The following is a 21,591-nucleotide window of genomic DNA, read 5'->3' on the forward strand; positions in this document are numbered from 1 at the left end:
GGACCACACGGTTTTGCCGTACGCACGGCCCGCCATTTCGCCACAGGGTCCGACGGCGTTGTGCACGTTGCCATCGACCCCAAGGCGAGACGAAGCCTAGCAGCGCCGCTCGTCGACACGAAGCCTTAGGGCTCACGGAGAGCAATCCGCCCTGCCCTTAGCCTCTCGCGCCCGAACGCTGCCGCGTCCACCGCAAGCCCGGCTCACGAAAATGACGACTCAAGATCGCCCCTCTTGGTCGAGCCGGGATGGGCGACACATACGACAAATCCGAATTTCTATAAAGCAGAATATTTTTGCGCATGCGGCTTGACAGCGGCGCGTCGCCATACGACCGGGGGTGTTTTGCCCGACAGGTCCCGACAAAGCGCTGCGAATTCGGCAAGACTCGACGTGGTCTCATTCGTCCTCGATCAGTCAATGGCGCCTTCCTGGCGTCAGTGTTTTTAGGAACAACTGCAAGCGCAAGTCCCGCCCGCGATCACTCCCAGGCAGTCGTCGCCGGCCCTTCATGCGAGCGGTCGGGTGCGCTAGGCTGATGCCTGAACTCGGATCGCAGGAGGCCTCATGCTCACCGTCCATCATCTCGGCAAATCACAATCCGAGCGCATCGTCTGGCTTTGCGAGGAGCTCGAAATTCCCTACGAGCTGAAGCGCTACACGCGCGATCCCGTCACCATGCTGGCGCCGGCCGAGTACAAGGCGCTGCATCCGATCGGGGCCGCGCCCGTGATCACCGACGAGAACCTCGTGCTCGCAGAGTCCGGCGCCATCGTCGATTACATCATGGCGAAGTACGGTCATGGACGCCTCATGCTCCGCCCTGATGACCCTGATTTCGCGCAATTCCTGTACTGGTTTCACTTCGCCAACGGCACGCTGCAGGCCGGTATGGGCCGGCTGATGATCCTGAACCGGCTCAAGCTCGCCGAGGACAATCCGATGCTGGTCGCAACCAGGGGGCGCGTCGACCGCGCCTTCGATCTGGTCGATGCGCGGCTTCGCGACGCCGAGTATCTGGCAGGCAAGGCCTTCACCACCGCTGACATCATGATGGGCTTCTCGCTCACCACGATGCGCTATTTCCAGCCCTATGATCTCCAGCGCTGTCCGAACGTGGTCAAATATCTCGGTCGTATCGGGGCGCGCGCGGCCTACCGGCGTGCGATGGAGAAGGGCGACCCGGGGATGGCGCTGCTGCTGAGCTGAGCGGGCGGCGATCAGCGCGGCATGTGTTTGGTCGCGCGCTCGATCAGGTCGTCCAGCCGTGAGATGAACTTTGCAAGGATCGGCGACGCGTTCGCTTTGTGATAGCCGATCACGAGATCGATCGTCGGCGGCTTGCCCCTGAGCGGGCGGCTGACGACCGACCACGGCAGGAAGTTCTTGATGTAGCCCGGTATCAGGGCGAAGCCGCGGGTGGAGGCAACCATCGACACCGCCATGGCGAGGTTGTCGGCCTCGTGGGCCGTCGCGATCGATCGGCCGCTGGTGCCGAGGTAGCGGTCAATGACCTTGCGAAGCGCAGGCGCGGTATCCGACACGTTGATGAAGGGCGTCCCCTCCAGCTTGGCCAGGTCGATGCTGTCGAGCTTGGCCAGGCGGTGGTCGCTCGGCAGCACGGACGAGCGCTTCTTCGACCACGGTCCAAGGGCGCGATCGACACGCTGGTGAAACACTTTGCGGCGGCGCTCGGCGCGCGCGGGGTGCGCGTCAACGCGGTGGCGCCGGGTGTGGTGGCGACCGAGATGTCGTCTTTCGCCAAGACCGATGCGGGCCGCGACTACACGCTCGGCATGCAGACGCTGAAGCGGATCGCCGAGCCCGACGACATCGCGGATGCGATCGCTTTCCTCGCCTCGCCCGAGGCGCGCTGGATCACCGGTGACACCATCCACGTCGACGGCGGCTCGAAGCTCTGAGCAGGCCGCAATTTTCTCTTAACTCCAAAACTGGAACGTCACCATGTCAAAGAAACTCGAAGGCAAAACTGCACTCGTCACCGGCGGCTCACGCGGCATCGGCGCCGCCATCGCCAGGCGACTGGCCGCCGACGGCGCGCAAGTAGCCATCACCTACAGCCGAGGCGCGGACGCCGCAGCCTCCGTCGTCAAGGGGATCGAAGGCGCCGGCGGCAAGGCGATCGCGATCCAGGCCGACGCCACCGATCGCAAGGCTGTCCAGGCGGCGGTCGAAAAGACCGTCAACACGTTCGGTAAGCTCGACGTGCTCGTGAACAATGCCGGCACGGCAATCCCCAAGAAATTCGAAGAGACCACGCTGGAGGAACTGGACCAGGTGATCAATCTGAACATCCGCGGTGTCTTCATCGCCACGCAGGCCGCGCTGAAGCAGATGAACGACGGCGGCCGCATCATCTCGATCGGCTCCAGCGTCGGCGAGCGCATGATGACGCCGGGACTGGTGCCGTACTCGGCAACGAAGGCTGCGATCCGGATGTTCACGCAAGGTCTGTCGCGCGAGGTCGGTGACCGCGGCATCACCGTCAACAACGTCCAGCCGGGACCTATCGACACGGATCTCAATCCGGCATCCGGCGACTGGGCGACCCCGCAAAAGGCAGCCACCGCGCTTAACCGCTACGGCAAGGCGGAGGAGGTAGCGGCGCTGGTCGCGTTCGTTGCCAGCCGCGAGGCGTCCTACATCACCGGTGCGAACCTCACGGTCGACGGCGGCACCAACGCCTGATCCTGGGAACGATGGGAGTGGGGGCCGAAGCGTATTCGGCCGCCCGGTTCACGCGATTCTGTTCGTGGTGGCCGTCCGCGCCGCGTTCAGCTGCGTCTGCAGGCGGTCGATGTTTTGCAGCAGGCGCTGGCTGGTGAGCACCAGGAAGTAGTAGCCGAATTGCGGGTCCTGGAAGTAAATCTCGAGCAGCCGGTCATAGGTGATCGTCAGCACCTGTCCGTCTTCGATGCATTCGATGGTTCCGGTGCGCCGGTTGCCCGGTGTGAGGAAGCCGAGTTCTCCCATCAGTGCGCCGGGCCCGATCTCGACGCTGATCTCCTTGACCAGGAATTTGCCGGTGACCGTGAGGAGCATCTCCTTGGCCGGATCGCCCAGCTTGAAGAGCGTGTCGCCACGGCGATATTTGCGCTCGGTCATGAACGGCTTGAGCCATTCGATCGACATGTCGCCTTCGGCCGCATGGCGCGCCTTCTTGACGAGCTTGAGCATCTGCCGCAGGCGCAAGGCGTTGATCGGCAGCAGCAGGAGATAGAGCAGGAACGTCGAGACGTTGGCGGAGAGCGCGCCGAAGACGGCAAAGAACGCGCAGCCGATCATGTTGGCGACGCGCAGCGGCACCATCGTCCGCATCAGGAGGGTGGCGACGAAGAAGCCGGCACCGACCGCGGCGAACATATTGGCCAGCGTGATGTTGTGGACGAAGATCTCCAGCATCCGGTTGAAGATCGCGTCGTAGGTGACGTTGTTGGGGTCGAGGCCCATCTGGACCAGGATCTTGGCGATCCTGAGATTATCCGTCGCCGCATCGAGAATGCGATCGAGGATCGACGAAATGTCTGCGCTGCCGGACGGCATGGTACTAACCCCGCGTAAGGCCTTCAGTCCTGGTCGGTCTTCGTATAGCCGAAATCGAATGACGACTGCTTGAATGGAGCCTTCGGCCGTCATGCCGCAAGAGGCAAATTTTAGCCTGATCGGGCGTTTCGGCAATTACCTGTTTGGGTCGTGCGTATGGCCGTAGCGCGGTCCGTGATTCGGGGCTTCCGGGGCCGAGCTTCGGCGTCGTCGATGGACCTCAGCGCCCCCACGGGGGCGTGGGGCGGTCTCCACCTTAGGGCTTGGCGGCGGGCTGCACGACCTGCTGCACGACCAGGCCGAGGTGCCCAGGCAGCGAACCGGCGCGTAGCAGCATGGCGACGCTGTTGGCTTCCTCCAGGGTGAAATTCCCCGAGATCTGGCCCGAGCCGCCGGTGATGGGCTCGCGGATCACGGGGGCGGAGATCACCTTGTCGTCGAGCACGATGGCGAAGGGCTTTCCAATGTTCTCTTCGGTGATGTGGGCAAAGCGTCGGGTGCCGCGGCCGTTGAAGCGGAACGAGGCGATCGGGTCCTTCGTGCCGCTGGCAAATCCCGGGCCGGCATAGCTGATGTCGTCGCCGTCGAGCGCGCTGTCCTTGGCGACCAGATAAGCGCTCTTGTCCTTGAAGCCGAGCAGGACTTCCGTGCCTGCCGGCGGCGTGCCGGATTGCGCCTGCTCGGGCGGCATCGAGAGGTCGATCAGGCGGAAGCCGACCTTGACCCTTCGGGCGAACACCGCGGTGACGCGCTCTGGCTCCATCACACCAGGCAGGAAGATGCGGATGCGGTCCGTCCCTTCAGGCTGGACGCTGGCGAGCTTGACGTCGGCCTCCTTGAGGCGCTGCTCGACCATGGCGATGGCTTCTTCGACGAGCTCGTGCAGCCGCGCGGCGGATGCGGCATCGGTTGGCGCGAGCCTGACCATTCCGTCGCCGCCGTCGGTCACGGTGAGCGCATGCGACGGCAAGCCTTCCGCGGCTGACGCGAGCTTGCGCGCGAGCTGCTCGCGGCCCTTGGCGTCGGCGATCTTCAACTCGACGGCGCCGTCGTGGACCGCAAGACCGGAGAAGGCGATCTTGCCCTCGCGCACGGTCTTGTAGACGTCGTCGCGCAAATCCGTGACGACGCTCTCGCGCAGGCCGTCGGTGTCCACCTTGTAGACGATGCGCGACCCGCCGAGCTTCTCCATCTTGTCGGCGACGAAGGCCGCGATCTTGGCGCGCATCTTGTCGAACTGGCTGTCCTCGGCGAGGGCTGCGCGGGGCAGGGCGATCGCAATGGCGATCGAAAGTGCGACCGCGCGCCGTCTGGTTCGATCCCCAAGGGCCTTGGTCATGGTGTCCTCGCGTGTCGTGGCGCAGCGTCGTTCGGCGAAGTCGCTGCCAAGTCCTTGGTCCGCCTATCCTGCCGTGAGGTTCATTGCGTGGGAGGAATTCGTATAAACTAAAAGCAATATCAATGTGATATCTTTGTAACCGGGATACGTATTTGCGTAACCGGGATACACATGATAGCTTGATGGTTCGCTGAGCGAGGCAACCTATGGTCCCTGCGAACAAACGCGTCAGGAAATATCGCAGCCAAGGTGGTGCGGCCGACCTCGTGCGCGTCGAAGTCCTGATTCCGCCGGCTGCACGCGATGAGGTCTTGGCACTTGCCTCGCGCGTGCGCGCGGAGCACCGCCTGACCAAAGAATTGCAATCGCTGCTCGACGGTGCGCTCCGTCTCTATGGATCCCGCATTCTCGACAATGTCGATCTCGATAGGCTTCCCGATCTGCGGTCCCGCGCCGCCGTCGCCGCGCGCGCCATGATCGAGCGGGGCGATGCGAGAGCCTTTGCCATGGGCAGGAAGATGCTCGACCGCGTCAATGCTTCGGAGAACTAAAAGATGGCTCTCAGCAAATTGCAGAGCGACATTCTGAAACTGCTCGCCAGAAATCGCTCGGACAGCAGCTACCTTGCCGGCGGCCTGATGCTCAACAAGGACTGGGAGCGGCGATCCGACGACATCGACATCTTCCATGACACCGACGAAGAGGTGACCGAGAGCGCAAAGGCCGATCTCGCCGTCCTCGATGCTGCCGGCTTCAAGACGCATCGCGACTACATCATCTATGGCTGTGTGGATGCGACCATTTCGCGAGATTCCGAAACGACGATCATCCAGTGGTTCGCAGAGACGCGGCTTCGGTTCTTTCCACTCGTAAAGGACGAGCAATGGGGGGCACGGCTCCATCAGGCTGACCTCGCCATCAACAAGGTGTTGGCTGGCGCCGGCCGCTCGAAGGCGCGCGATATCGCCGATCTCGTCGCAATCGGCCGTGATTATTGTCCGCTCGGACCCCTCGTGCTCGCAGCGGCCGGCAAACCGCCCAATTTTTCTCCGCGCCGAACCATCGACGAGATTCGCCGCCATGCCTTGTCGATCCCGGCCGAGGAGTTCGTCGCCGTGAGGGGGCTGCCGTCCGAATGGTCAGCGGCCTTCATTCGCGAGGAGCTGCTCCGCCTGATCGAGGCGGCGGACCGGTACGTGATGTCCGCACCGCCGGCGCTGACCGGCATACTTGCCCATAGCAAGGCGGGCGTCCCCATTGAGCTGGCTGATTCAAACCGTGCGGATGCAATCTTGCGAAAGCCGACGGCGGAGCCGGAAGTGATGCCTGCGCCGGCCGATTTCAACGCGATGGGCTGGACGCCCGATCGCTCGTAACTTCTCAGGGGGCGACGACGGATTGTAGCGTGTGGCCGATTGCATCGGGCCATGGACGAACGCCAAATCATCCATCATTCTGTCCGCCCTCGGCCGGCCGGTCGGTCGGGGCCCCGCCAGTCCAAAAAGTCAAAAGACAGGGCGCGGGGAAATACATCTGAGGGAGGACGGAATTCATGGCGGGCATCCACGCGCTCGATCTGCTCATCGGCAACGACTATCCGGATCTGGCAACGGACGTAGAGGTTCGAGCCTTCGAGCAGGTCCCTTACGCCGATCGCGTCGCGGCCGAGAGCACCTATGACGCCATCAGGCTGGGCGCGGCGCGCAACCCCGACGGGGCGGCGATTCAGTTCCTGCAAAATGCCGATCCTGCCGATGCGCCGGTCGTGGTCACATACCACGATTTCATCGCGCGCGTGACGCAGGCCGCCAACATGTTTCACGCGCTCGGTGTCGAGAAAGGCGACGTCGTCAGCTTCATGTTGCCGCTGGTGCCTGATGCCTTCGTGACACTGTTCGGCGCGGAGGCCGCCGGCATCGCCAATCCCGTCAATCCACTGCTGGAGCCGCACCAGATCGCGGAGATTTTGGAGGCGGCGAACACAAAAATCCTGGTGGCGCTCGGACCGATGCCCGGCACCGACATCTGGCAGAAGGTCGAGCAGATCCGCCCGCAACTCAAGAACCTCAAGGCCATCGTGCAGGTATTCGGCGGCGACGATCCCGAGAAGGGCATCTTTGCCTTCAACGACCTGATCAAGCAGCAGCCTTCCGACCGGCTTGTCAGCGGGCGCAAGATTCTAGGGCGCGACATCGCCGCCTATTTCCACACCGGCGGCACCACCGGCACGCCAAAGCTGGTGCGGCACACGCATGCCAACCAAGTCTATCAGGCCTGGGCGCTCAATCTGCTGCTGAAGTCGAAGCCCGGTGCCAACATGTTGTTCGGCATGCCGCTGTTTCACGTCGGGGGCTCGCTGACGCAGGTGCTGCTGACGCTGTCGGCCGGCGGTTCGCTGGTCGTGCTGTCGCCAAGCGGCTGGCGCAATCCGAATGCGGTGAAGAACATCTGGGGGCTGGTCGAGCGCTTCAAGCCGGAGGCGCTGTCGAGCGTGCCGACGGTGCTGGCGGCCACCCTCGCGGTGCCGCGGGGCAACGCCGACATTTCCAGCCTGAAATATGCCGCTGGCGGCGGCTCGGCCATTCCGGTCGCTGTCGGCTCGGCGATCCAGGACAAGCTCAACCTGCCGGTGGTCGAGGTCTACGGCATGACCGAAACCTCGAGCGTGCACACGCTCGCCTATCCGTCACGACCGATCCGGCTCGGCTCGGTCGGCCTTCCCATGCCTTACTCGCGCGTGCGCATTGTCCAACTCGATGCGGACGGCCGCCTGATCCGCGATTGCAAGCCTGACGAGATCGGCGTTGTCATCATGGCCGGGCCCGGCGTGTTCGGCGGCTATCTCAACGACGAGCACAACAAGGGCGCCTTCGTCGACGAGGTCTGGGTCAATTCCGGCGATCTCGGCCGGCTCGATGCCGACGGCTATCTCTGGATCACCGGCCGCGCCAAGGATCTCGTGATCCGCGGCGGCCACAATATCGACCCGGCGCCGATCGAGGAGATCATATTCCGCCATCCCGCCGTCGGATTCGCCGCGGTGGTCGGCCAGCCCGACGCCTATGCCGGCGAACTGCCCGTGGGTTACGTGCAGCTGAAGCCGGGCGCGACTGTCGAACCGGGTGAACTGGAGACATGGGTGCGGGAGCGTACGCCGGAGCGCGCCGCTGTCCCGGTACAGGTCATTCCGATCGATCCGATGCCGGTGACCGGCGTCGGCAAGGTGTTCAAGCCGCAGCTGCGCTGGGACGCCGCGCAACGCGTGTTCACGAAGGTGCTGACGCCGCTCATCGAGCGCGGCATCGACTGCAAGGTGAAGGTCGGCGCCCACGGCAGCCACGGCTCGATCGCCACCGTGACGCTCGCGGGCCTGCCGGCAGACCAGCGCGAGGTCGTCGCCGGCGACGTGCACACGCTGCTGGCGCCGTTCGTGATGCGGCACGAGGTGGTGCAGGTGTAGGCGAGGGGACGGACACCAGGCTTGCACGCCTCGCCGCAAGCGACCATCATCTCCAAAAAAAAATGGGGGGAAATCGATGCTCCAAGTCTCTCGCCGCCGTCACCTTCAGCAATTGTCGGGCGCGCTGGGCGCCGCCGCGTTGGCCGTCGGGACGAGGCCGGCATCGGCTTCAGAGGCCGACATTCCGCCGGAGGGCATCGGCAAGGGCATCCAGCACATCTCCTACAGCGATATCGGCGGCCGGCCCGACAGCGTGCAGGTGATGTTCAACCGGCAGCACGTCTATGTCGGGCACATGTTCAGTGATGGCGTGACGATCCTGGATGCATCCGATCCGCGTGCGCTGAAGCCGGTCAATTTCTTCACCGCGGGGCAATACACCCGCACCCACCATTTGCAGGTGGCGGAAGACCTGCTGCTGCTCGCGAACGGCGCCAACATCGTCGCGATGCAGTCCTACGACAATATGCGCGGCTATTTCGAGAACACGCTGGTCGACAGCATCACCAAGGCCAAGAAATTCCGCTCCGGCCTCTCGATCCACGACATCTCGAAACCGAACGAGATGCGCGAGATCGCGTTCCTCGAAATGCCCGGCTTCGGCATCAACCGTCTCTGGTGGCCAGGCGGCCGTTACGCCTATGTGTCGGCGCATCTCGACGGCTTCACCGACCACATCCTTTGCGTGGTCGATCTCAAAACCATCACGAAGCCGGAGATCGTCGCAAAATGGTGGCTGCCGGGCATGAACCGCGCGGCCGGCGAGCCGGCAACCCCGAAGGGCAAGCGCTTCGCACTCCATCACATGATCACGGCGGGCGATCGTGGCTATGCTGCCTGGCGCGATGGCGGCTTCACCATCCATGACATCAGCGATCCCACCAATCCAAAGCTGCTGTCCCACATCAACTGGTCGCCGCCCTTCGCGGGCGGCACGCACACTCCATTGCCGCTGCCGAAGCGTCAGCTTGCGATCGTCGCTGATGAAGCCAATGCGGACCAATGCGCCAAGGGTCTGTTCCATACCTTCGTGCTCGACGTGCGCGCGCCGGATAACCCGGTGCCGATCGCAACCCTGCCGACGCCGCGCGATCGTGACTTCTGCACCAACGGCACTTTCGGTCCGCACAATCTGCACGAGAACCGCCCGGGCGCGTTCCAGAGCGAGGAAACGATCTTCGCGACCTACAATAATGCCGGCGTCAGGGTGTTCGACATCAAGGACGCCTTTGCGCCAAGGGAGATCGCGTACTGGGTGCCGCCGACGCCGAAGAAGCTCGTTGATCCCCGCCCGAACGTCGCGCTCGCGGCCAAGACCTGTGACGCCTATGTCCGGCCTGACGGGCTGATGTTCGTCTCCGACTGGAACGCAGGCATGCACGTGCTGCAATATCAGGGATGAGCGGTGTACGGTCGTGGGATGGGTTACGCTTACGCAAACCCACCCCGCAGGCCTGCTAGCCCGCCGGCATCCGTGTCTCGACCAGCCGCGCCCAGAACGAGGCGCCGTGGCCCAGAATGTTGTCGTTGAAGATATAGGCCGGGTGGTGGCACTCGTTGCCGTCGCCCATGCCGACCAGGATCATCGCGCCCGGGCGGGCTTCCAGCATGAAGGAGAAGTCCTCGGCGCCCATCATCGGAATGAACTTGTCGTTGACGCGCTCGCTGCCGACGATGTCGCGGGCGATGTCGGCGGCAAGGCCGGCCTCGCGTGGATGGTTCATCGTCACCGGATACATCCGCGTGTACTTCGTCTCCGCCGAGCCGCCATAGGCGCGCGCGACGTTGTCGGCGACCTCGCCGATGCGGCGCTCCACGAGATCGCGCACGTCAGGATCGAGCGTGCGCACGGTGCCGCCGAGCTCGGCGATCTCCGGGATGATGTTGAAGGCCGTGCCGGAATGAAACTGCGTGATCGAGATGACCGCCGATTTGAGCGGATCGACGTTGCGCGCGACGATCGATTGCAGCGCATTGACGATCTGCGAGCCGATCAGCACGCTGTCGACGGATTTGTGCGGACCCGCGCCGGCGTGGCCGCCCTTGCCGTGAACGGTGATCTGGATGTTGTCGGAGGAGGCGAGCATCGCGCCGGGGGTCGTGGCGAAATGGCCTTCGGGCAGGCCCGGCATGTTGTGCATGCCGTAGACCTCCTGGATGTTCCAGCGCGTCATCAGGCCGTCCTCGACCATGGCCTTGCCGCCGCCGCCGCCTTCCTCGGCGGGCTGGAAAATCACGATCGCGTTGCCGTCGAAGTTGCGGGTCTCGGCGAGATATTTTGCGGCCCCCAGCAGCATGGCGGTGTGGCCGTCATGGCCGCAGGCGTGCATCTTGCCGGGGACTTTTGAGGCGTAGGCGACGCCCGACGTCTCCATGATCGGCAGCGCGTCCATGTCGGCGCGGAGCCCAATGGTCTTGCCGGAGGCCGATTTGCGGCCGCGGATCACGCCGACCACGCCGGTGCGGCCGATGCCCGTCACCACCTCGTCGCAGCCGAATTCGCGCAGTCTGTCAGCGACGATGCCGGCGGTGCGGTGGACTTCGTATTGCAGCTCCGGGTTCTCGTGGAAGTCATGGCGCCAGGCGGCCATTTCGTCGGAGAGGGCGGCAATACGGTTGACGATGGGCATGGGGAGGGGTCCGTTTCTTATGATGAATTCGGTGGGTGGGTCAGCGTAGCGTAAGCCACCGCCGTGTCACAGGAGCATGTCGATCAGGCCGGCGCGCGAGGTCGAGGGGTGACCGGGGGGCGGGCCGGCCCGCCGGGCGGGACTTGCAGCTCCTGGGTGGCAAAAATTAACTGTCAATCACGGAGCATTGACTGACAGATATTGAAATCTGTCAGCGAGACATGTATATCCGTGCTCGGACGCTCCGATTGGGCGTCCCGCGGCTACCCCCGGAAGTCCCGACATCCGAAACAAATGCGGATCGCAGGGCGAAATCGAAGAGAGGGGACCGCGGACGAATGGAGACTTAAGGCAATGACGACCGAAATCATCAATCTGACCGGCACAATTGGGCACTGGCTCAATTTACTGGTCGCGCGCCAGATCGCGGCGCAGGCTGCAAAACTGCCTCATTGAGGCGAGAGCTTTCCGAAACGACCGGTTGGGGCGCTTCGGAAGCAGCTCCATCGCCGGGTCAACCCTGAACGGGAACAAGGTGCTGGCATGAATGAAGCCGTTATCCTGACGCCGGAGCGGATCCTCGAAGTCACCGAGGACGTATTGCGGCGCTACGGACTTGCCAAGGCCACCGTGGTCGACGTTGCCCGTGCGCTCGATGTGAGCCACGGCAGCGTCTATCGCCATTTCCCGAGCAAGGCCTCGCTGCGCGAGGCCGTCGCCAAACGCTGGCTGGACCGCATCGACGCGCCGTTGCTGGCGATCGCCAAGGAGCAAGGCCCGGCGCCTGACAGGCTCGACCGTTGGCTGCGCACGCTGTTCGCGGCCAAGCGTTCGCGCGTGCTCGACGATCCCGAGATGTTCGACACCTATCTGACGCTGGCCCGCGAGGCCTGCGCAGCCGTCAAATGTCACAAGGACACCATGATCGACCAGATCGCGGCGATTCTGACCGACGGCGTGAAGCAGGGCGTATTTGCTGTCGACGACGTCAAGACCACCGCGCGCGCGCTCTTCGATGCGACCGTGCGCTTCCACCATCCGGCCCATGCCGACGAGTGGAAGGACGCCGACCTGCCCGCGCGCGTCGACGCAACGCTGGCGCTGGTGCTGCGCGGACTGAAGGCTTAGAGCTTCGCTCTCGAGCAAATTTAGTCGCGGAAGCGACCCCTCATCCGGCGCTTCGCGCCACCTTCTCCCACGAGGGGAGAAGGAAGAAAGCGCGCAACATCCCACTCTAAATCCGCGTCAGCCCGCAACTCGCCGCCAAGCGTACGAGCTGCGCGTCGGTGCGCGCGCCGGTCTTGGTCTTGATCAGATAGTGATAGTTCTGCACCGTCTTCACACTGAGATTGAGATGCGTCGCGATCTGTTCGGTGGTGGCGCCGCCGGCGAACTGGCGCAGGATCTCAATCTCGCGCTCACCCAGTTGATCCAGCGCAGAGCCCGCCGACAGGCTGTCCTCGGCGAGAATATGCGCGACGTCGTCGCTCATGGCGCGTTCGCCGCGCGCAACGCTGCGGATCGCGGACACGACCGACGACGGCTCGCTGCTCTTGGTGACGAAGCCGCTGGCGCCGGCGCCGAAGGCGGCCTTCACCAGCACGGCCTCGTTGTGCATGGTGAAAACGAGGATCCGCGCCCGCGGGCTGCGCGCGCGGATGTTGCGGATCGCCTCCAGCCCGCTCGCGCCGGGCATCGAGATATCAAGCACGACGACATCAGGATCGTGCGCCTTGAAGGCGCTGTAGGCGTCCGCGGCGCTGTCGGCTTCCGCCACGACATGGAGATCGCCCTGGCTCTCCAGCACACGCCGGTAGCCCTGGCGGACGATCGGATGATCGTCGACCAGCAGCACGGAGATTCCTGTTGCCGCAATCTCGTTCATCCCGGCCTCACGCGGCCAGCGGGATCGTGGCGGCGACGCTGAGTCCGCCATGGGCGGGCAGGATCGACAATGATCCGCCGGCCGCCGCGACGCGCTCGCGGATGCCGGTGAGGCCAAAGCCGGCCGACCGCGCCACGCGTGCCGCATCGCCGCCGCCATCGTCCTCGACACGGATCAGCAACGAATCGTCGTCGCCCGTGCGCCGCTCGACGCGCAGGGAAATCTCGCGTGCCGCGCCGTGGCGCAACGCGTTGGTCAGGCACTCCTGCGCGACGCGATAGGCGGTGGTGGCGGCCGGGCCGCTGATGTCGGTGAGATCGCCCTTGAGATCGAGCTGGATCGTCGGCCGCGCCGCGCTCTCCGAACGCCAGCTATCCACCAAATTCACGAGGCTCGCCTCCAGTCCAAGCTCCGCAGGCAGGGGATTGCGCAGCCGCTTCAGCGCATCGCGCAGCGAGGCCATCAGATGATGCGTGGCCTGCGAGATCATCCGCGCGTCCTGCGCGATGGCGTTGTCCTTGTCTGTCTTCGTGCTCGCCGTCTCGATGGTGTTGGCGAAGGCGAGGATGGCGGAAAGATTTTGCCCGAACTCGTCGTGCAACTCGCGGGCGAGCGCACGGCGCTCGTCGTCGCGGATCTCGATCAGCCGCCGCGTCAGCGCCGCGCGCTGTTCGGTCGCTTCCTCCAGCCGGCCGCCGAGCTCGCCGACGGCGCTGCCGATCATCGCAAGCTCCATCGAGCGGAAGCGCGGCAGTTTCGTGCGATACTGGCCGCGCGCCATGCGCTGCAAGGCGGTCACGATCGTGCGCGCCGGCGCCAGCGCATGCGCGATCGCGAGTGAAGCCAGCAGCGCAATCGCCGCCGCCATCAGCAGCGCGACGTCGATCACGTTGAGGATGTACTCCCAGGCGAGCGAGATGGCGGCCGCCGCATCCGGCGTCGCGACCACCGTTCCGGCGGTCGCCGCGCGGGGACTGACGGGCCGTATCACTTCGGCGTGGCTGCCGAGGAAGGTCGGCACAATCGATGCGAACCAGCGCGGCGGCGTCTTGCCTAGCCCCTCGCTCTGGCCGCAGAGCGGCTTTTCGAACGCGATCGCCGGCTGGAATTCGACGCAGACGCCGGGCGAGATCAGCTTCATCGTCTCCAGCGTGCGCCACTCCGGAACCGGCAGCAGCTGCTCGCGCGTTCTGCTGCTGCGCAACAAGAACTCGTGCCAGTACAACGCCTGAAGCGCCTGCGCGACCCGTTGCGCCGAGGCCGCCGTGGCCCGGTCGACGCTGCGATAGGCGTCGAACGTGGCCCATACGGTCGCCGCGCCGAGGCACACCACTACGATAAGCAGCAAACGGGCGACAAGCTGAAGCACGAGGCGCATGCGATCACCCTCAACCTTTGATAAGCTCAGCCTAACAACGCCGCCGCGCCTTGCCAATTGCGAGGCAGGGCCGGATGACAGCTCGGGCAAATTTCCCAAGCCGGATTGGGCATGGGTCTTTGGACCGGGGGCGGCGGCTTTGATCTAATCGGGCGGGAATCGTTGCCGGCCAATCTTTGCGGGCAGATCTTTGCGGGCCAGGAGCAGTGCAGCATGAGTTCGATGACGATTGGACCGATCGCGGGGAGCGCGACCGACCCATCCGAGCGCAGCGCGCTGCTGTTCTGGATGATCTTCACCGGGCTTTCGATCTTCGCCGTCGTGCTGCTGTGGCGCTTCGGCCTGATCCGCCTGATGCTGACCTCGGACCGCACCTACATTTCCAGCGTGATCGCGCTGCTCTATGTCGTCACCTGCGGTCATTGCTTCCTGCGCACGCGGGCCATTGCCCGTGAGGGCGCGGCGGCAAGGCGCTGCCGCGCGGTGCTTGCGGCGCCCGAGGGCGGCCAGGCGCTCGACGCCGGCGCAGCCGCGCTGCCACGCGGGCTGGTGCGGGACCACATCGAGAGCCTGGTGACCAAGGCCGCCGCGCAGGATTATCGGCCGGTCGACCAGACGCTGCTGCTGCGGACGCTGGCCGACCGCCTGCGCGGCTCCAACGGGTTCGGTGCCTTCGTCTCCGACACGCTGATGAAGCTCGGCCTGCTCGGCACCATCGTCGGCTTCATCATCATGTTGGCGCCGATCGCGGGGCTGGACGCCGCCGACAAGGTCGCGATGCGCTCCTCGATGGGACTGATGAGCGACGGCATGGCAGTCGCGATGTACACGACGCTGGCGGGCCTGGTCGGCTCGATCCTGGTCCGGATCCAGTACTACATGCTGGACGCTGCGACCCAGCGGGTGTTCTCCGATGCGGTGGTGTTGACCGAGACTTATGTGACGCCGGTGCTGGAGCGCAAAGGCGCTGGAACCCCGTCATGATGGACGACTTTGGCCTCTATCCGCGTGAGGAGCCGTTCGATCCCCTGGGCGTGATGCTGTTCAAGGCGCTTCAGGTGATCGCTTTCCTGTTCTTCCTCGCGCTGCTCGCGGTCTCGCCGGACGCCAAGGACGGCAAGATCGACTCCAAGGCCGAGTTCATGATCACGCTGGACTGGCCGGACAGCCATCCTGACGATCTCGACTTGTTCGTGCAGGATCCCGTGGGTAATATCGCCTGGTATCGCCACCGCGAGGCCGGCTTCCTCACGCTCGACCGCGACGATCGCGGCGGAGCCAACGACTTCATCGTGGTCAACGGCAAGAAGATCGCCTCGCCGATTCGCGAGGAGATCGTCACGGTGCGGGGCATCGTTCCCGGCGAATACACCGTCAATGTCTCGCATTTCGTGGCGACGACCGGCGAACCCGTCACGGCCAATGTGAAGGTGCAGAAGCTCAATCCGACCGCGCAAGTGGTCTTCGACAACAAGTTCACCCTCGATCATACCGGCGACGAGAAGACCGCGGTGCGGTTCCGGCTCGATGCCGAGGGTAAGGTCGTCAATGTGGACCAGCGGCCTAAATCGCTGCTGGAGACGTTCCGCAGCGGCTGGCGCAATGGCGCCGATCTCGACCCGAGCACCGGTGTGAGCAAGAACGCTGTGAGAGTGCGCCGTGAATAGCTTGCAGACGGTCATCCTCACGCTATCGATAGCCTACGCGGTCATCGGCGCACTGCTGCTGGTCGTGTTGGTCTATGCGCGGCTGCACTGGTCGTTCAAGGCGGTCGCGGTGGTCGTGACCAGCGCGTTCTATGTCGTCAGCTTTACGGAAATGCGTGGGCTGCTCGGCTGGGCCAGCGTCGACCGGCTGCCGGCAACCTTCAAGCTGCTGAAGGCCCGCATCGTCGAACCGCATTCGCTGGAGGGCGATCCCGGCTCGATCTATCTTTGGGTCGAGCAGCTGGACGAGGACAATCGCCCGAGCGGGATCCCGCGCGCCTTTCGTGTGCCCTACAATGACAGGCTGGCCGACAAGACCCATGCGGCAGAGAACGAGATCGCGCTGGGACATCCGCAAGGCGGCCGCGCCGCTGATTTCGGCGGCGGCGATGGCAGCCTGATCGACATGGTCAGAGAATATGTGACGCCCAAGACCATCATGGAAACGAGCGGAGGTGATTCCTCGACCGGCGAGTTCAGCGCTCCGCAGGCCGGCGCGCAAGGCGCTGTGTTCACGCCGGTGCCGCCGCCCCGGATGCCGCCGAAGGACGAGCAATAGGCTCCTTCACCATCGCCGCAGAAGCCCGCTGGAAAACAGACCCGTGCAGGCGCATCTTGACGTCCCTCAATTTGGCCTTATCGGCTTCCGATAAGAGCTTTGGGGTGGAGGGTGCGTGCTTCTCGCTGTCTTCTCGGATATCCACGGCAACCGGCAGGCGTTCGAGGCGTGCCTGAAGGTCGCGCGGGCGCGTGGCGCGGAGCGGTTCATCCTGCTCGGCGACTTCGTCGGCTATGGCGCGGATCCGGAATGGGTGGTGGATACCGCGATGGAGCTGGTTGCCCAGGGCGCCGTCGCCGTGCGCGGCAATCATGACCAAGCGGTAAATTCCTCGGCCGAAACGATGAATGCCGAGGCGCAAGTCGCGATCGAATGGACGCGCGGCCGGCTCGACACCGCGCAGCGGCGGTTCCTGGCGGAATTGCCGATGCTTGTGGAGGACGGCGATCGCCTGTTCGTGCATTCGGAAGCCTCCAGCCCCCGAAGCTGGCACTATATCAGATCGACGGCGGACGCCGCCAAGAGCCTGATTGCGACGCCGGCCCATGTCACCTTCTGCGGCCACATCCACCGTCCGGCGATCTATTCGATGTCGGTGACGGCGAAGATGACGGGCCTCGTGCCCAAGACCGACGTCTCCGTACCGCTGCTGCGCGGGCGGCAATGGCTTGCGGTGCTCGGCTCGGTCGGCCAGCCACGCGATAGCGATCCATCCGCGGCTTTCGTGCTGTTCGACACGGTCTCGTGTCAGATCACCTATTGCCGCGCACCTTACGATATCGAGACGGCCGCGAGCCGGATCCGCGAGAACGGCCTGCCGCATTGGCTTGCCGACCGGCTGTCGTTGGGGCGCTAGAGGCCGATGCCGAAACCCCTGGTCAAATCAGGCGCGGAGATCGACGGCTACACCATCGGCGAATGCGTCCATGCCGGCGGCATGGCGACGCTGTGGACGGTCACCCATCCCGACATCGATTTGCCGCTGCTGATGAAGATTCCGCGGGCCTCGGAGGGCGAGGACCCCGCGTCGATCGTCTCCTTCGAGATGGAGATGATGATCCTGCCGCGGCTGGCCGGGCCGCACGTGCCCGCATGTTTCGGCACCGGCGATTTCGCCCACCAGGCCTACGCCGTGATCGAGCGCATCCCCGGGACCACGCTCTACAAGCGGCTGCCCGACCTGCCGCTGCCGTATGAGGAGGTCCGGCAGCTGGTCGCGAAAATCGCAACCGCCCTGGCCGATCTGCACCGGCAGAACGTGATCCATCACGACATCAAGCCGAGCAGCATCATGTTCCGCGATAGCGGAGAAGCCGTGCTGATCGACTATGGCCTGTCGCACCATAATCATCTGCCCGACTTGTTGCAGGAGGAGTTCCGACTGCCTTACGGCACCGCGCCCTACATGGCGCCCGAGCGGCTATTGGGTGTGCGCGACGATCCGCGCAGCGATCTGTTCTCGCTCGGCGTGCTGCTCTATTTCTTCACCACGGGCGAACGTCCGTTCGGCGAGGGCGAGACGCTGCGGGCGATGCGGCGCCGGCTGTGGCGCGATCCGTACCCGCCGCGCGGCATGCGCGCCGACTATCCGTCCTGGCTTCAGGAGGTGGTGCTGAGGTGCCTCGAGATCGAGCCGGTGTGGCGCTATCCGACTGCGTCACAGCTTGCGTTCGATCTCGCCCATCCGGACCAGGTCAAGCTCACCGCCCGTTCGGAGCGGCTGAAGCGCGATCCACTCAGCGTCGCCTGGCGGCGCCGCTTCAACCAGGGCGTCATGGCGCCGCGCGCGAAATCGGATGTCGCAGCCCAGATCGCATCGAGCCCGATCGTCGCGGTTGCGCTCGATACGGTGGAAGGCGCGCCGGAGCTAAACGAGGCGCTGCGCGTCACCACCGAGCGCATTCTCGCGACGCTGCCGTCGGCGCGGCTCGCTTGCGTCAACGTGCTCAAGCTCAACCGGATCGCCATCGACAAGACGCTGGATGAGCAGGGCTCCAATAAGCATATCGATCGCCTTGTCGCGCTACGGCATTGGGCGACGCCATTGAAGCTCGACGAGAGCCGGCTGTCGGTTCATGTGCTGGAGGCCGTCGATCCCGCTACGGCGCTGCTGGAATTCGCCGAGATGAACTCGGTCGACCATCTCATCATCGGGGCGCGGCAAAATTCGTTCAGGCGTACCTGGCTCGGCAGCGTCTCGGCCAAGGTGGCTGCAGAGGCGACCTGTACCGTCACCGTGGTGCGGCCGCCGCGGATGGATGCGGCAAAACCAGACGTTGGCGTAATTTGGGGCTAAAGCATGATCCGGAAAAGTGCGAAGCGGTTTTCTGAAAAGATCACGCGCAAACAAACAGCTAAAGCGCGATGACGACTCAACCCAATCTCATCGCGCTTTAGGAAAGATCAGGCCGCGTGGGCGGTGTGGACCGAACGCTTGCGGCGGATCGGCCACGTGAACTGCGGACCGGGCTCGCCGTGATCCGCGCTGCCGCCGAAATACTGGATGATCTCGCGGCAGGGTTCGCAGTTGAAGAGGTTACGCGACGCGGATGCCTTGGTCATTTCCTTCAGGCAGTTCGGGCAGTGCGGCTTCATCGCTTCAAGTCCGGAAAGAGAAATTCAATGCCGGCGAGGTGACCGGAGCGGGTGATCCAGGTCCGCCGTGTCGGGCCCGGTGTCGTCGCGCATCTCGGCTTCGGTGCGTTCGAGCCGTCCGAAGAAAAAATCGAGGTCCGGATGCGGGCGCCGCGGGATGCGGCACCTGCGCTTCGGTTGACGCTTCACGAGTGCGAACTGCACGGCGTCAGATCCGGTTGCGGCGGATGTGACGCGCCGAACGTGCCGGGACCTGCAACGGTCCGGCCGATGGGCCAAACACAACAAACGCACAAAAACCAATCCACAACGCCACGCCAGTCCAAACCAGGGTCGTCGTCATGATGTGCTCCCGCGAAAACAGGCAGGAATCACTAGCGGTGATTTGCGCGAATCAGGGAAGCCCGGAGGAGTACGGATCAAGGTTGCAATTTTAGGCATTTGCGCCTCGCAATGCCCGTAGAAGCCGCAGATTACGGGGCGCCTGTGCGCGTCAGATCGCTTCGCCGCGTGCACCTGCGGCCGCGTTGCGGATCGCGGCAATGTTGGTCTTGTAGGCCTCGAGCGTGCCGCCCCTGAATACGGACGTGCCGGCGACGAAGGCGTTGGCGCCGGCTGCGGCCAGGGGACCTGCCACATCGGGACCAACGCCGCCATCGACCTCGATGTCGATCGGACGACCGGCCGTCATCGCCCGGATGTCGCGGATCTTGCCGATCGCCGAGGGAATGAAGGCCTGGCCGCCGAAGCCGGGATTGACGGACATCACCAGCACGAGGTCGACGAGGTCGATGACGTATTCGAGCGTGCTGATCGGCGTGCCCGGATTGAGCGAGACGCCGGCCTTCTTGCCGAGCGCACGGATCGCCTGCAGCGAGCGGTGCAGATGGGGACCCGCCTCCGCATGCACGGTGATGTGGTCGCAGCCGGCTTTCGCAAAGGCCTCGAGATAGGGATCGCAGGGCGAGATCATCAGATGCGCGTCGAAGATCTTCTTGGTGTGCGGACGCATCGCCTTGATGACGTCGGGACCATAGGAGATGTTGGGAACGAAGTGCCCGTCCATCACGTCGAGATGGATCCAGTCGGCGCCGGCGGCGTCCACCGCGCGCACCTCCTCGCCAAGCCTGGAGAAATCCGAGGCCAGGATCGAGGGCGCGATTGCCAGGGGCCGGGGGACGAAGGCTTGGGTCATGGCGCAGTTTCCCGTGGCAGCCGTGAAGGATGAACCTCGCCTAACATGGGCCTCTCAGCCGGGCAATGCAGGGGCGACGAGCTTCCTGTGGGCGGAAATTTCTGCCGCGACCGGCACGAATTGCCGGTGTTCCCGGGCATGCAAAGCGCGGGGAAGGCGGATTTCATTGAGCTTTTTGCGCTGGCACGGCGCTTGCTGACTTCACCTGACAGAGCATTGGCCGCGGCATGCCGCATCGGTTGGAGTTGTGCAATGTTGTTTGCCCTTGGTGCCGTATCGAGTGCGCTCGACGCGATCCAGTCGCTGACGAATTCGAAATCGACCTCGTCGACCCAGAAGACGGGGTCTTCTCAAGGCAAGACCAATCCGTTCGCGATCGACAGCGGCAGCAACAGCACGACCAGCGGCGCGACCTCGTCGGTCAATGCGGGCAAATATCCGCAGATCTCGCCGGAGACGATGAACGCGCTGTTCGCGGCGCAGAGCCAGTCGAGCAACGGCACGGCCGGCTCGTCCACATCGAGTTCGACGTCCTCGACGCCGACGAGCCGTGAAGCTGCGCTGAAGGACCTGTTCTCGCAAATCGACGGGGACGGCGACGGCAAGATCACCAAGTCCGAATTCGAGAAAGCGCTGGGGGCCGGCGGCACCAACCTCGCGCAGGCCGACGACGTGTTCTCGAAGCTGGATACGAGTTCCGACGGCAGCGTCAGCCTGGACGAGATGTCGAAGGCGCTGAAGAGTGGCCATCACGGTCATCACGCGCAAGGCGCCGGCGACTCCGGCGGTGGATCGGGCTCCTCATCGCCGTCGAGCGGTGGGTCGACCTCGACCACGACGACCGGCGCGGATGGGTCGACCACCACCACCGTCAGCTATGCCGACGGCTTCAAGATGTCGACGACGGTTCCCGGTGCCTCCAGCTCCTCAGCTAACTCGGCCTATGATCTGTTCGCGCAGTTGATGCAGCGGCAAGGCGGGCAGGGCCAAGGCGGTCAGAGCCAAGGCGCCTCAGCGGCTGCCGGCTCGTCCATGTCGATGAGCGTGTGAGCCTTCTCCGAGCTAGCCGACATCCGCGTGGGTAATGTCACGATAAGAATAACGATCACGGATTTCGTGGTTGAAGAACGCACCCTTTGAGCGCACATTTCTGAACGCGGTGGCGACCTCGGGCGGAACGTCCTCGTAGACGTAGAGGCGCCCGCTCACGAAAGTCACCTTCAGCTCGCGCGTGTCGGGCGCATAGCGGAAAAAGCGGATCACCGAAGACGGCATGGCGT

The 21,591-nt window shown here is 64.4% G+C and carries 24 protein-coding genes; 14 read left to right on the top strand and 10 right to left on the bottom strand.

Annotated features, from left to right (window positions below; genetic code table 11):
* Positions 1-567: 567 nt before the first annotated feature.
* Positions 568-1,209, top strand: a complete 642-nt coding sequence (locus tag IVB31_RS21165; protein WP_247326592.1) for a glutathione S-transferase — start codon at positions 568-570, stop codon at positions 1,207-1,209.
* Positions 1,210-1,220: 11 nt separating this feature from the next.
* On the opposite strand, the gene IVB31_RS21170 is transcribed toward IVB31_RS21165, so the two are convergent.
* Positions 1,221-1,622: a LysR substrate-binding domain-containing protein gene (locus IVB31_RS21170; protein ID WP_247326594.1), complete on the bottom strand. Its 402-nt coding sequence runs from the start codon at positions 1,620-1,622 to the stop codon at positions 1,221-1,223.
* On the opposite strand from IVB31_RS21170, the gene IVB31_RS21175 reads away from it, so the two are divergent.
* Together IVB31_RS21175 and IVB31_RS21180 are read left to right on the top strand one after the other, a co-directional pair.
* Positions 1,605-1,922: an SDR family oxidoreductase gene (locus IVB31_RS21175; protein WP_346730885.1), complete on the top strand. Its 318-nt coding sequence runs from the start codon at positions 1,605-1,607 to the stop codon at positions 1,920-1,922. The two genes, IVB31_RS21170 and IVB31_RS21175, sit on opposite strands and share 18 nt — an antisense overlap.
* Before the next feature lie 43 nt (positions 1,923-1,965).
* Positions 1,966-2,709 carry a 3-oxoacyl-ACP reductase family protein gene (locus IVB31_RS21180; RefSeq protein WP_247326598.1) on the top strand — a complete coding sequence of 248 codons (744 nt, stop codon included), beginning with the start codon at positions 1,966-1,968 and terminating at the stop codon, positions 2,707-2,709.
* Between the two features lie 48 nt (positions 2,710-2,757).
* Here the strand turns inward: IVB31_RS21180 and IVB31_RS21185 are convergent, their stop codons facing one another.
* On the bottom strand, positions 2,758-3,564 hold the full coding sequence (locus IVB31_RS21185) for a cyclic nucleotide-binding domain-containing protein (RefSeq protein WP_247326601.1): 807 nt from the start codon (positions 3,562-3,564) through the stop codon (positions 2,758-2,760).
* Between the two features lie 256 nt (positions 3,565-3,820).
* The gene (locus tag IVB31_RS21190) at positions 3,821-4,903 is read right to left on the bottom strand and encodes a preprotein translocase subunit SecD (protein ID WP_247326604.1); all 1,083 of its coding nucleotides are present in this window, start codon (positions 4,901-4,903) and stop codon (positions 3,821-3,823) included.
* A 206-nt stretch (positions 4,904-5,109) separates the two neighbouring features.
* On the opposite strand from IVB31_RS21190, the gene IVB31_RS21195 reads away from it, so the two are divergent.
* The 4 genes from IVB31_RS21195 (at position 5,110) to IVB31_RS21210 (ending at position 9,765) form a co-directional block, all read left to right on the top strand.
* Positions 5,110-5,454 (top strand): hypothetical protein, encoded by a 345-nt coding sequence (locus IVB31_RS21195; protein ID WP_247326607.1) that lies wholly within the window; start codon positions 5,110-5,112, stop codon positions 5,452-5,454.
* A gap of 3 nt (positions 5,455-5,457) precedes the next feature.
* Entirely contained in the window at positions 5,458-6,279 is an 822-nt protein-coding gene (locus IVB31_RS21200; RefSeq protein WP_247326608.1) for a hypothetical protein, read from the top strand.
* Between the two features lie 176 nt (positions 6,280-6,455).
* Entirely contained in the window at positions 6,456-8,363 is a 1,908-nt protein-coding gene (locus tag IVB31_RS21205) for an acyl-CoA synthetase (RefSeq protein ID WP_247326610.1), read from the top strand.
* A 76-nt stretch (positions 8,364-8,439) separates the two neighbouring features.
* Entirely contained in the window at positions 8,440-9,765 is a 1,326-nt protein-coding gene (locus IVB31_RS21210; RefSeq protein WP_247326621.1) for a hypothetical protein, read from the top strand.
* Positions 9,766-9,820: 55 nt separating this feature from the next.
* Here IVB31_RS21210 and IVB31_RS21215 read toward each other — a convergent pair whose 3' ends face one another.
* A complete protein-coding gene (locus IVB31_RS21215; RefSeq protein WP_247326623.1) occupies positions 9,821-10,993 on the bottom strand; it encodes a M20 aminoacylase family protein in 1,173 nt (390 codons plus the stop codon).
* A gap of 543 nt (positions 10,994-11,536) precedes the next feature.
* Here IVB31_RS21215 and IVB31_RS21220 point away from each other — a divergent pair.
* Positions 11,537-12,121: a TetR family transcriptional regulator gene (locus IVB31_RS21220; RefSeq protein WP_247326625.1), complete on the top strand. Its 585-nt coding sequence runs from the start codon at positions 11,537-11,539 to the stop codon at positions 12,119-12,121.
* A gap of 106 nt (positions 12,122-12,227) precedes the next feature.
* On the opposite strand, the gene IVB31_RS21225 is transcribed toward IVB31_RS21220, so the two are convergent.
* Both IVB31_RS21225 and IVB31_RS21230 read right to left on the bottom strand, forming a co-directional pair.
* The gene (locus IVB31_RS21225) at positions 12,228-12,878 is read right to left on the bottom strand and encodes a response regulator transcription factor (protein WP_247326627.1); all 651 of its coding nucleotides are present in this window, start codon (positions 12,876-12,878) and stop codon (positions 12,228-12,230) included.
* Between the two features lie 7 nt (positions 12,879-12,885).
* On the bottom strand, positions 12,886-14,256 hold the full coding sequence (locus tag IVB31_RS21230; RefSeq protein WP_247326629.1) for a histidine kinase: 1,371 nt from the start codon (positions 14,254-14,256) through the stop codon (positions 12,886-12,888).
* A gap of 213 nt (positions 14,257-14,469) precedes the next feature.
* Between IVB31_RS21230 and IVB31_RS21235 the strand changes: the two genes are divergently transcribed.
* The 5 genes from IVB31_RS21235 (at position 14,470) to IVB31_RS21255 (ending at position 18,817) form a co-directional block, all read left to right on the top strand.
* Positions 14,470-15,240, top strand: coding sequence for a MotA/TolQ/ExbB proton channel family protein (locus tag IVB31_RS21235; protein ID WP_247326633.1), 771 nt, complete (start codon positions 14,470-14,472; stop codon positions 15,238-15,240).
* Positions 15,237-15,923, top strand: a complete 687-nt coding sequence (locus IVB31_RS21240; RefSeq protein ID WP_247326636.1) for a hypothetical protein — start codon at positions 15,237-15,239, stop codon at positions 15,921-15,923. Before IVB31_RS21235 ends, IVB31_RS21240 begins: the two co-directional genes overlap by 4 nt.
* Entirely contained in the window at positions 15,916-16,521 is a 606-nt protein-coding gene (locus tag IVB31_RS21245) for a hypothetical protein (RefSeq protein ID WP_247326638.1), read from the top strand. The genes IVB31_RS21240 and IVB31_RS21245 overlap by 8 nt, the downstream gene beginning before the upstream one ends.
* Positions 16,522-16,636: 115 nt before the next feature.
* Complete coding sequence (locus IVB31_RS21250; RefSeq protein WP_247326641.1) at positions 16,637-17,377, top strand: metallophosphoesterase family protein; 741 nt, start codon at positions 16,637-16,639, stop codon at positions 17,375-17,377.
* A gap of 6 nt (positions 17,378-17,383) precedes the next feature.
* Positions 17,384-18,817 (top strand): bifunctional serine/threonine-protein kinase/universal stress protein, encoded by a 1,434-nt coding sequence (locus tag IVB31_RS21255; protein WP_247326643.1) that lies wholly within the window; start codon positions 17,384-17,386, stop codon positions 18,815-18,817.
* Between the two features lie 107 nt (positions 18,818-18,924).
* On the opposite strand, the gene IVB31_RS21260 is transcribed toward IVB31_RS21255, so the two are convergent.
* The 3 genes from IVB31_RS21260 to rpe all read right to left on the bottom strand — a co-directional run bounded on the left by IVB31_RS21260 (position 18,925) and on the right by rpe (position 20,311).
* Positions 18,925-19,116, bottom strand: a complete 192-nt coding sequence (locus IVB31_RS21260; protein ID WP_220012870.1) for a hypothetical protein — start codon at positions 19,114-19,116, stop codon at positions 18,925-18,927.
* A 208-nt stretch (positions 19,117-19,324) separates the two neighbouring features.
* A complete protein-coding gene (locus IVB31_RS33560) occupies positions 19,325-19,459 on the bottom strand; it encodes a hypothetical protein (protein ID WP_256464339.1) in 135 nt (44 codons plus the stop codon).
* Between the two features lie 150 nt (positions 19,460-19,609).
* Entirely contained in the window at positions 19,610-20,311 is a 702-nt protein-coding gene (gene rpe / locus IVB31_RS21265) for a ribulose-phosphate 3-epimerase (RefSeq protein WP_247326658.1), read from the bottom strand.
* A 252-nt stretch (positions 20,312-20,563) separates the two neighbouring features.
* On the opposite strand from rpe, the gene IVB31_RS21270 reads away from it, so the two are divergent.
* The gene (locus IVB31_RS21270) at positions 20,564-21,361 is read left to right on the top strand and encodes an EF-hand domain-containing protein (protein ID WP_247326661.1); all 798 of its coding nucleotides are present in this window, start codon (positions 20,564-20,566) and stop codon (positions 21,359-21,361) included.
* Positions 21,362-21,373: 12 nt separating this feature from the next.
* Here the strand turns inward: IVB31_RS21270 and IVB31_RS21275 are convergent, their stop codons facing one another.
* The gene (locus IVB31_RS21275; protein ID WP_247326663.1) at positions 21,374-21,586 is read right to left on the bottom strand and encodes a KTSC domain-containing protein; all 213 of its coding nucleotides are present in this window, start codon (positions 21,584-21,586) and stop codon (positions 21,374-21,376) included.
* Positions 21,587-21,591 lie beyond the last annotated feature (5 nt).

It is taken from the genome of Bradyrhizobium sp. 21 (assembly GCF_023073335.1).
Lineage (GTDB): Bacteria > Pseudomonadota > Alphaproteobacteria > Rhizobiales > Xanthobacteraceae > Bradyrhizobium.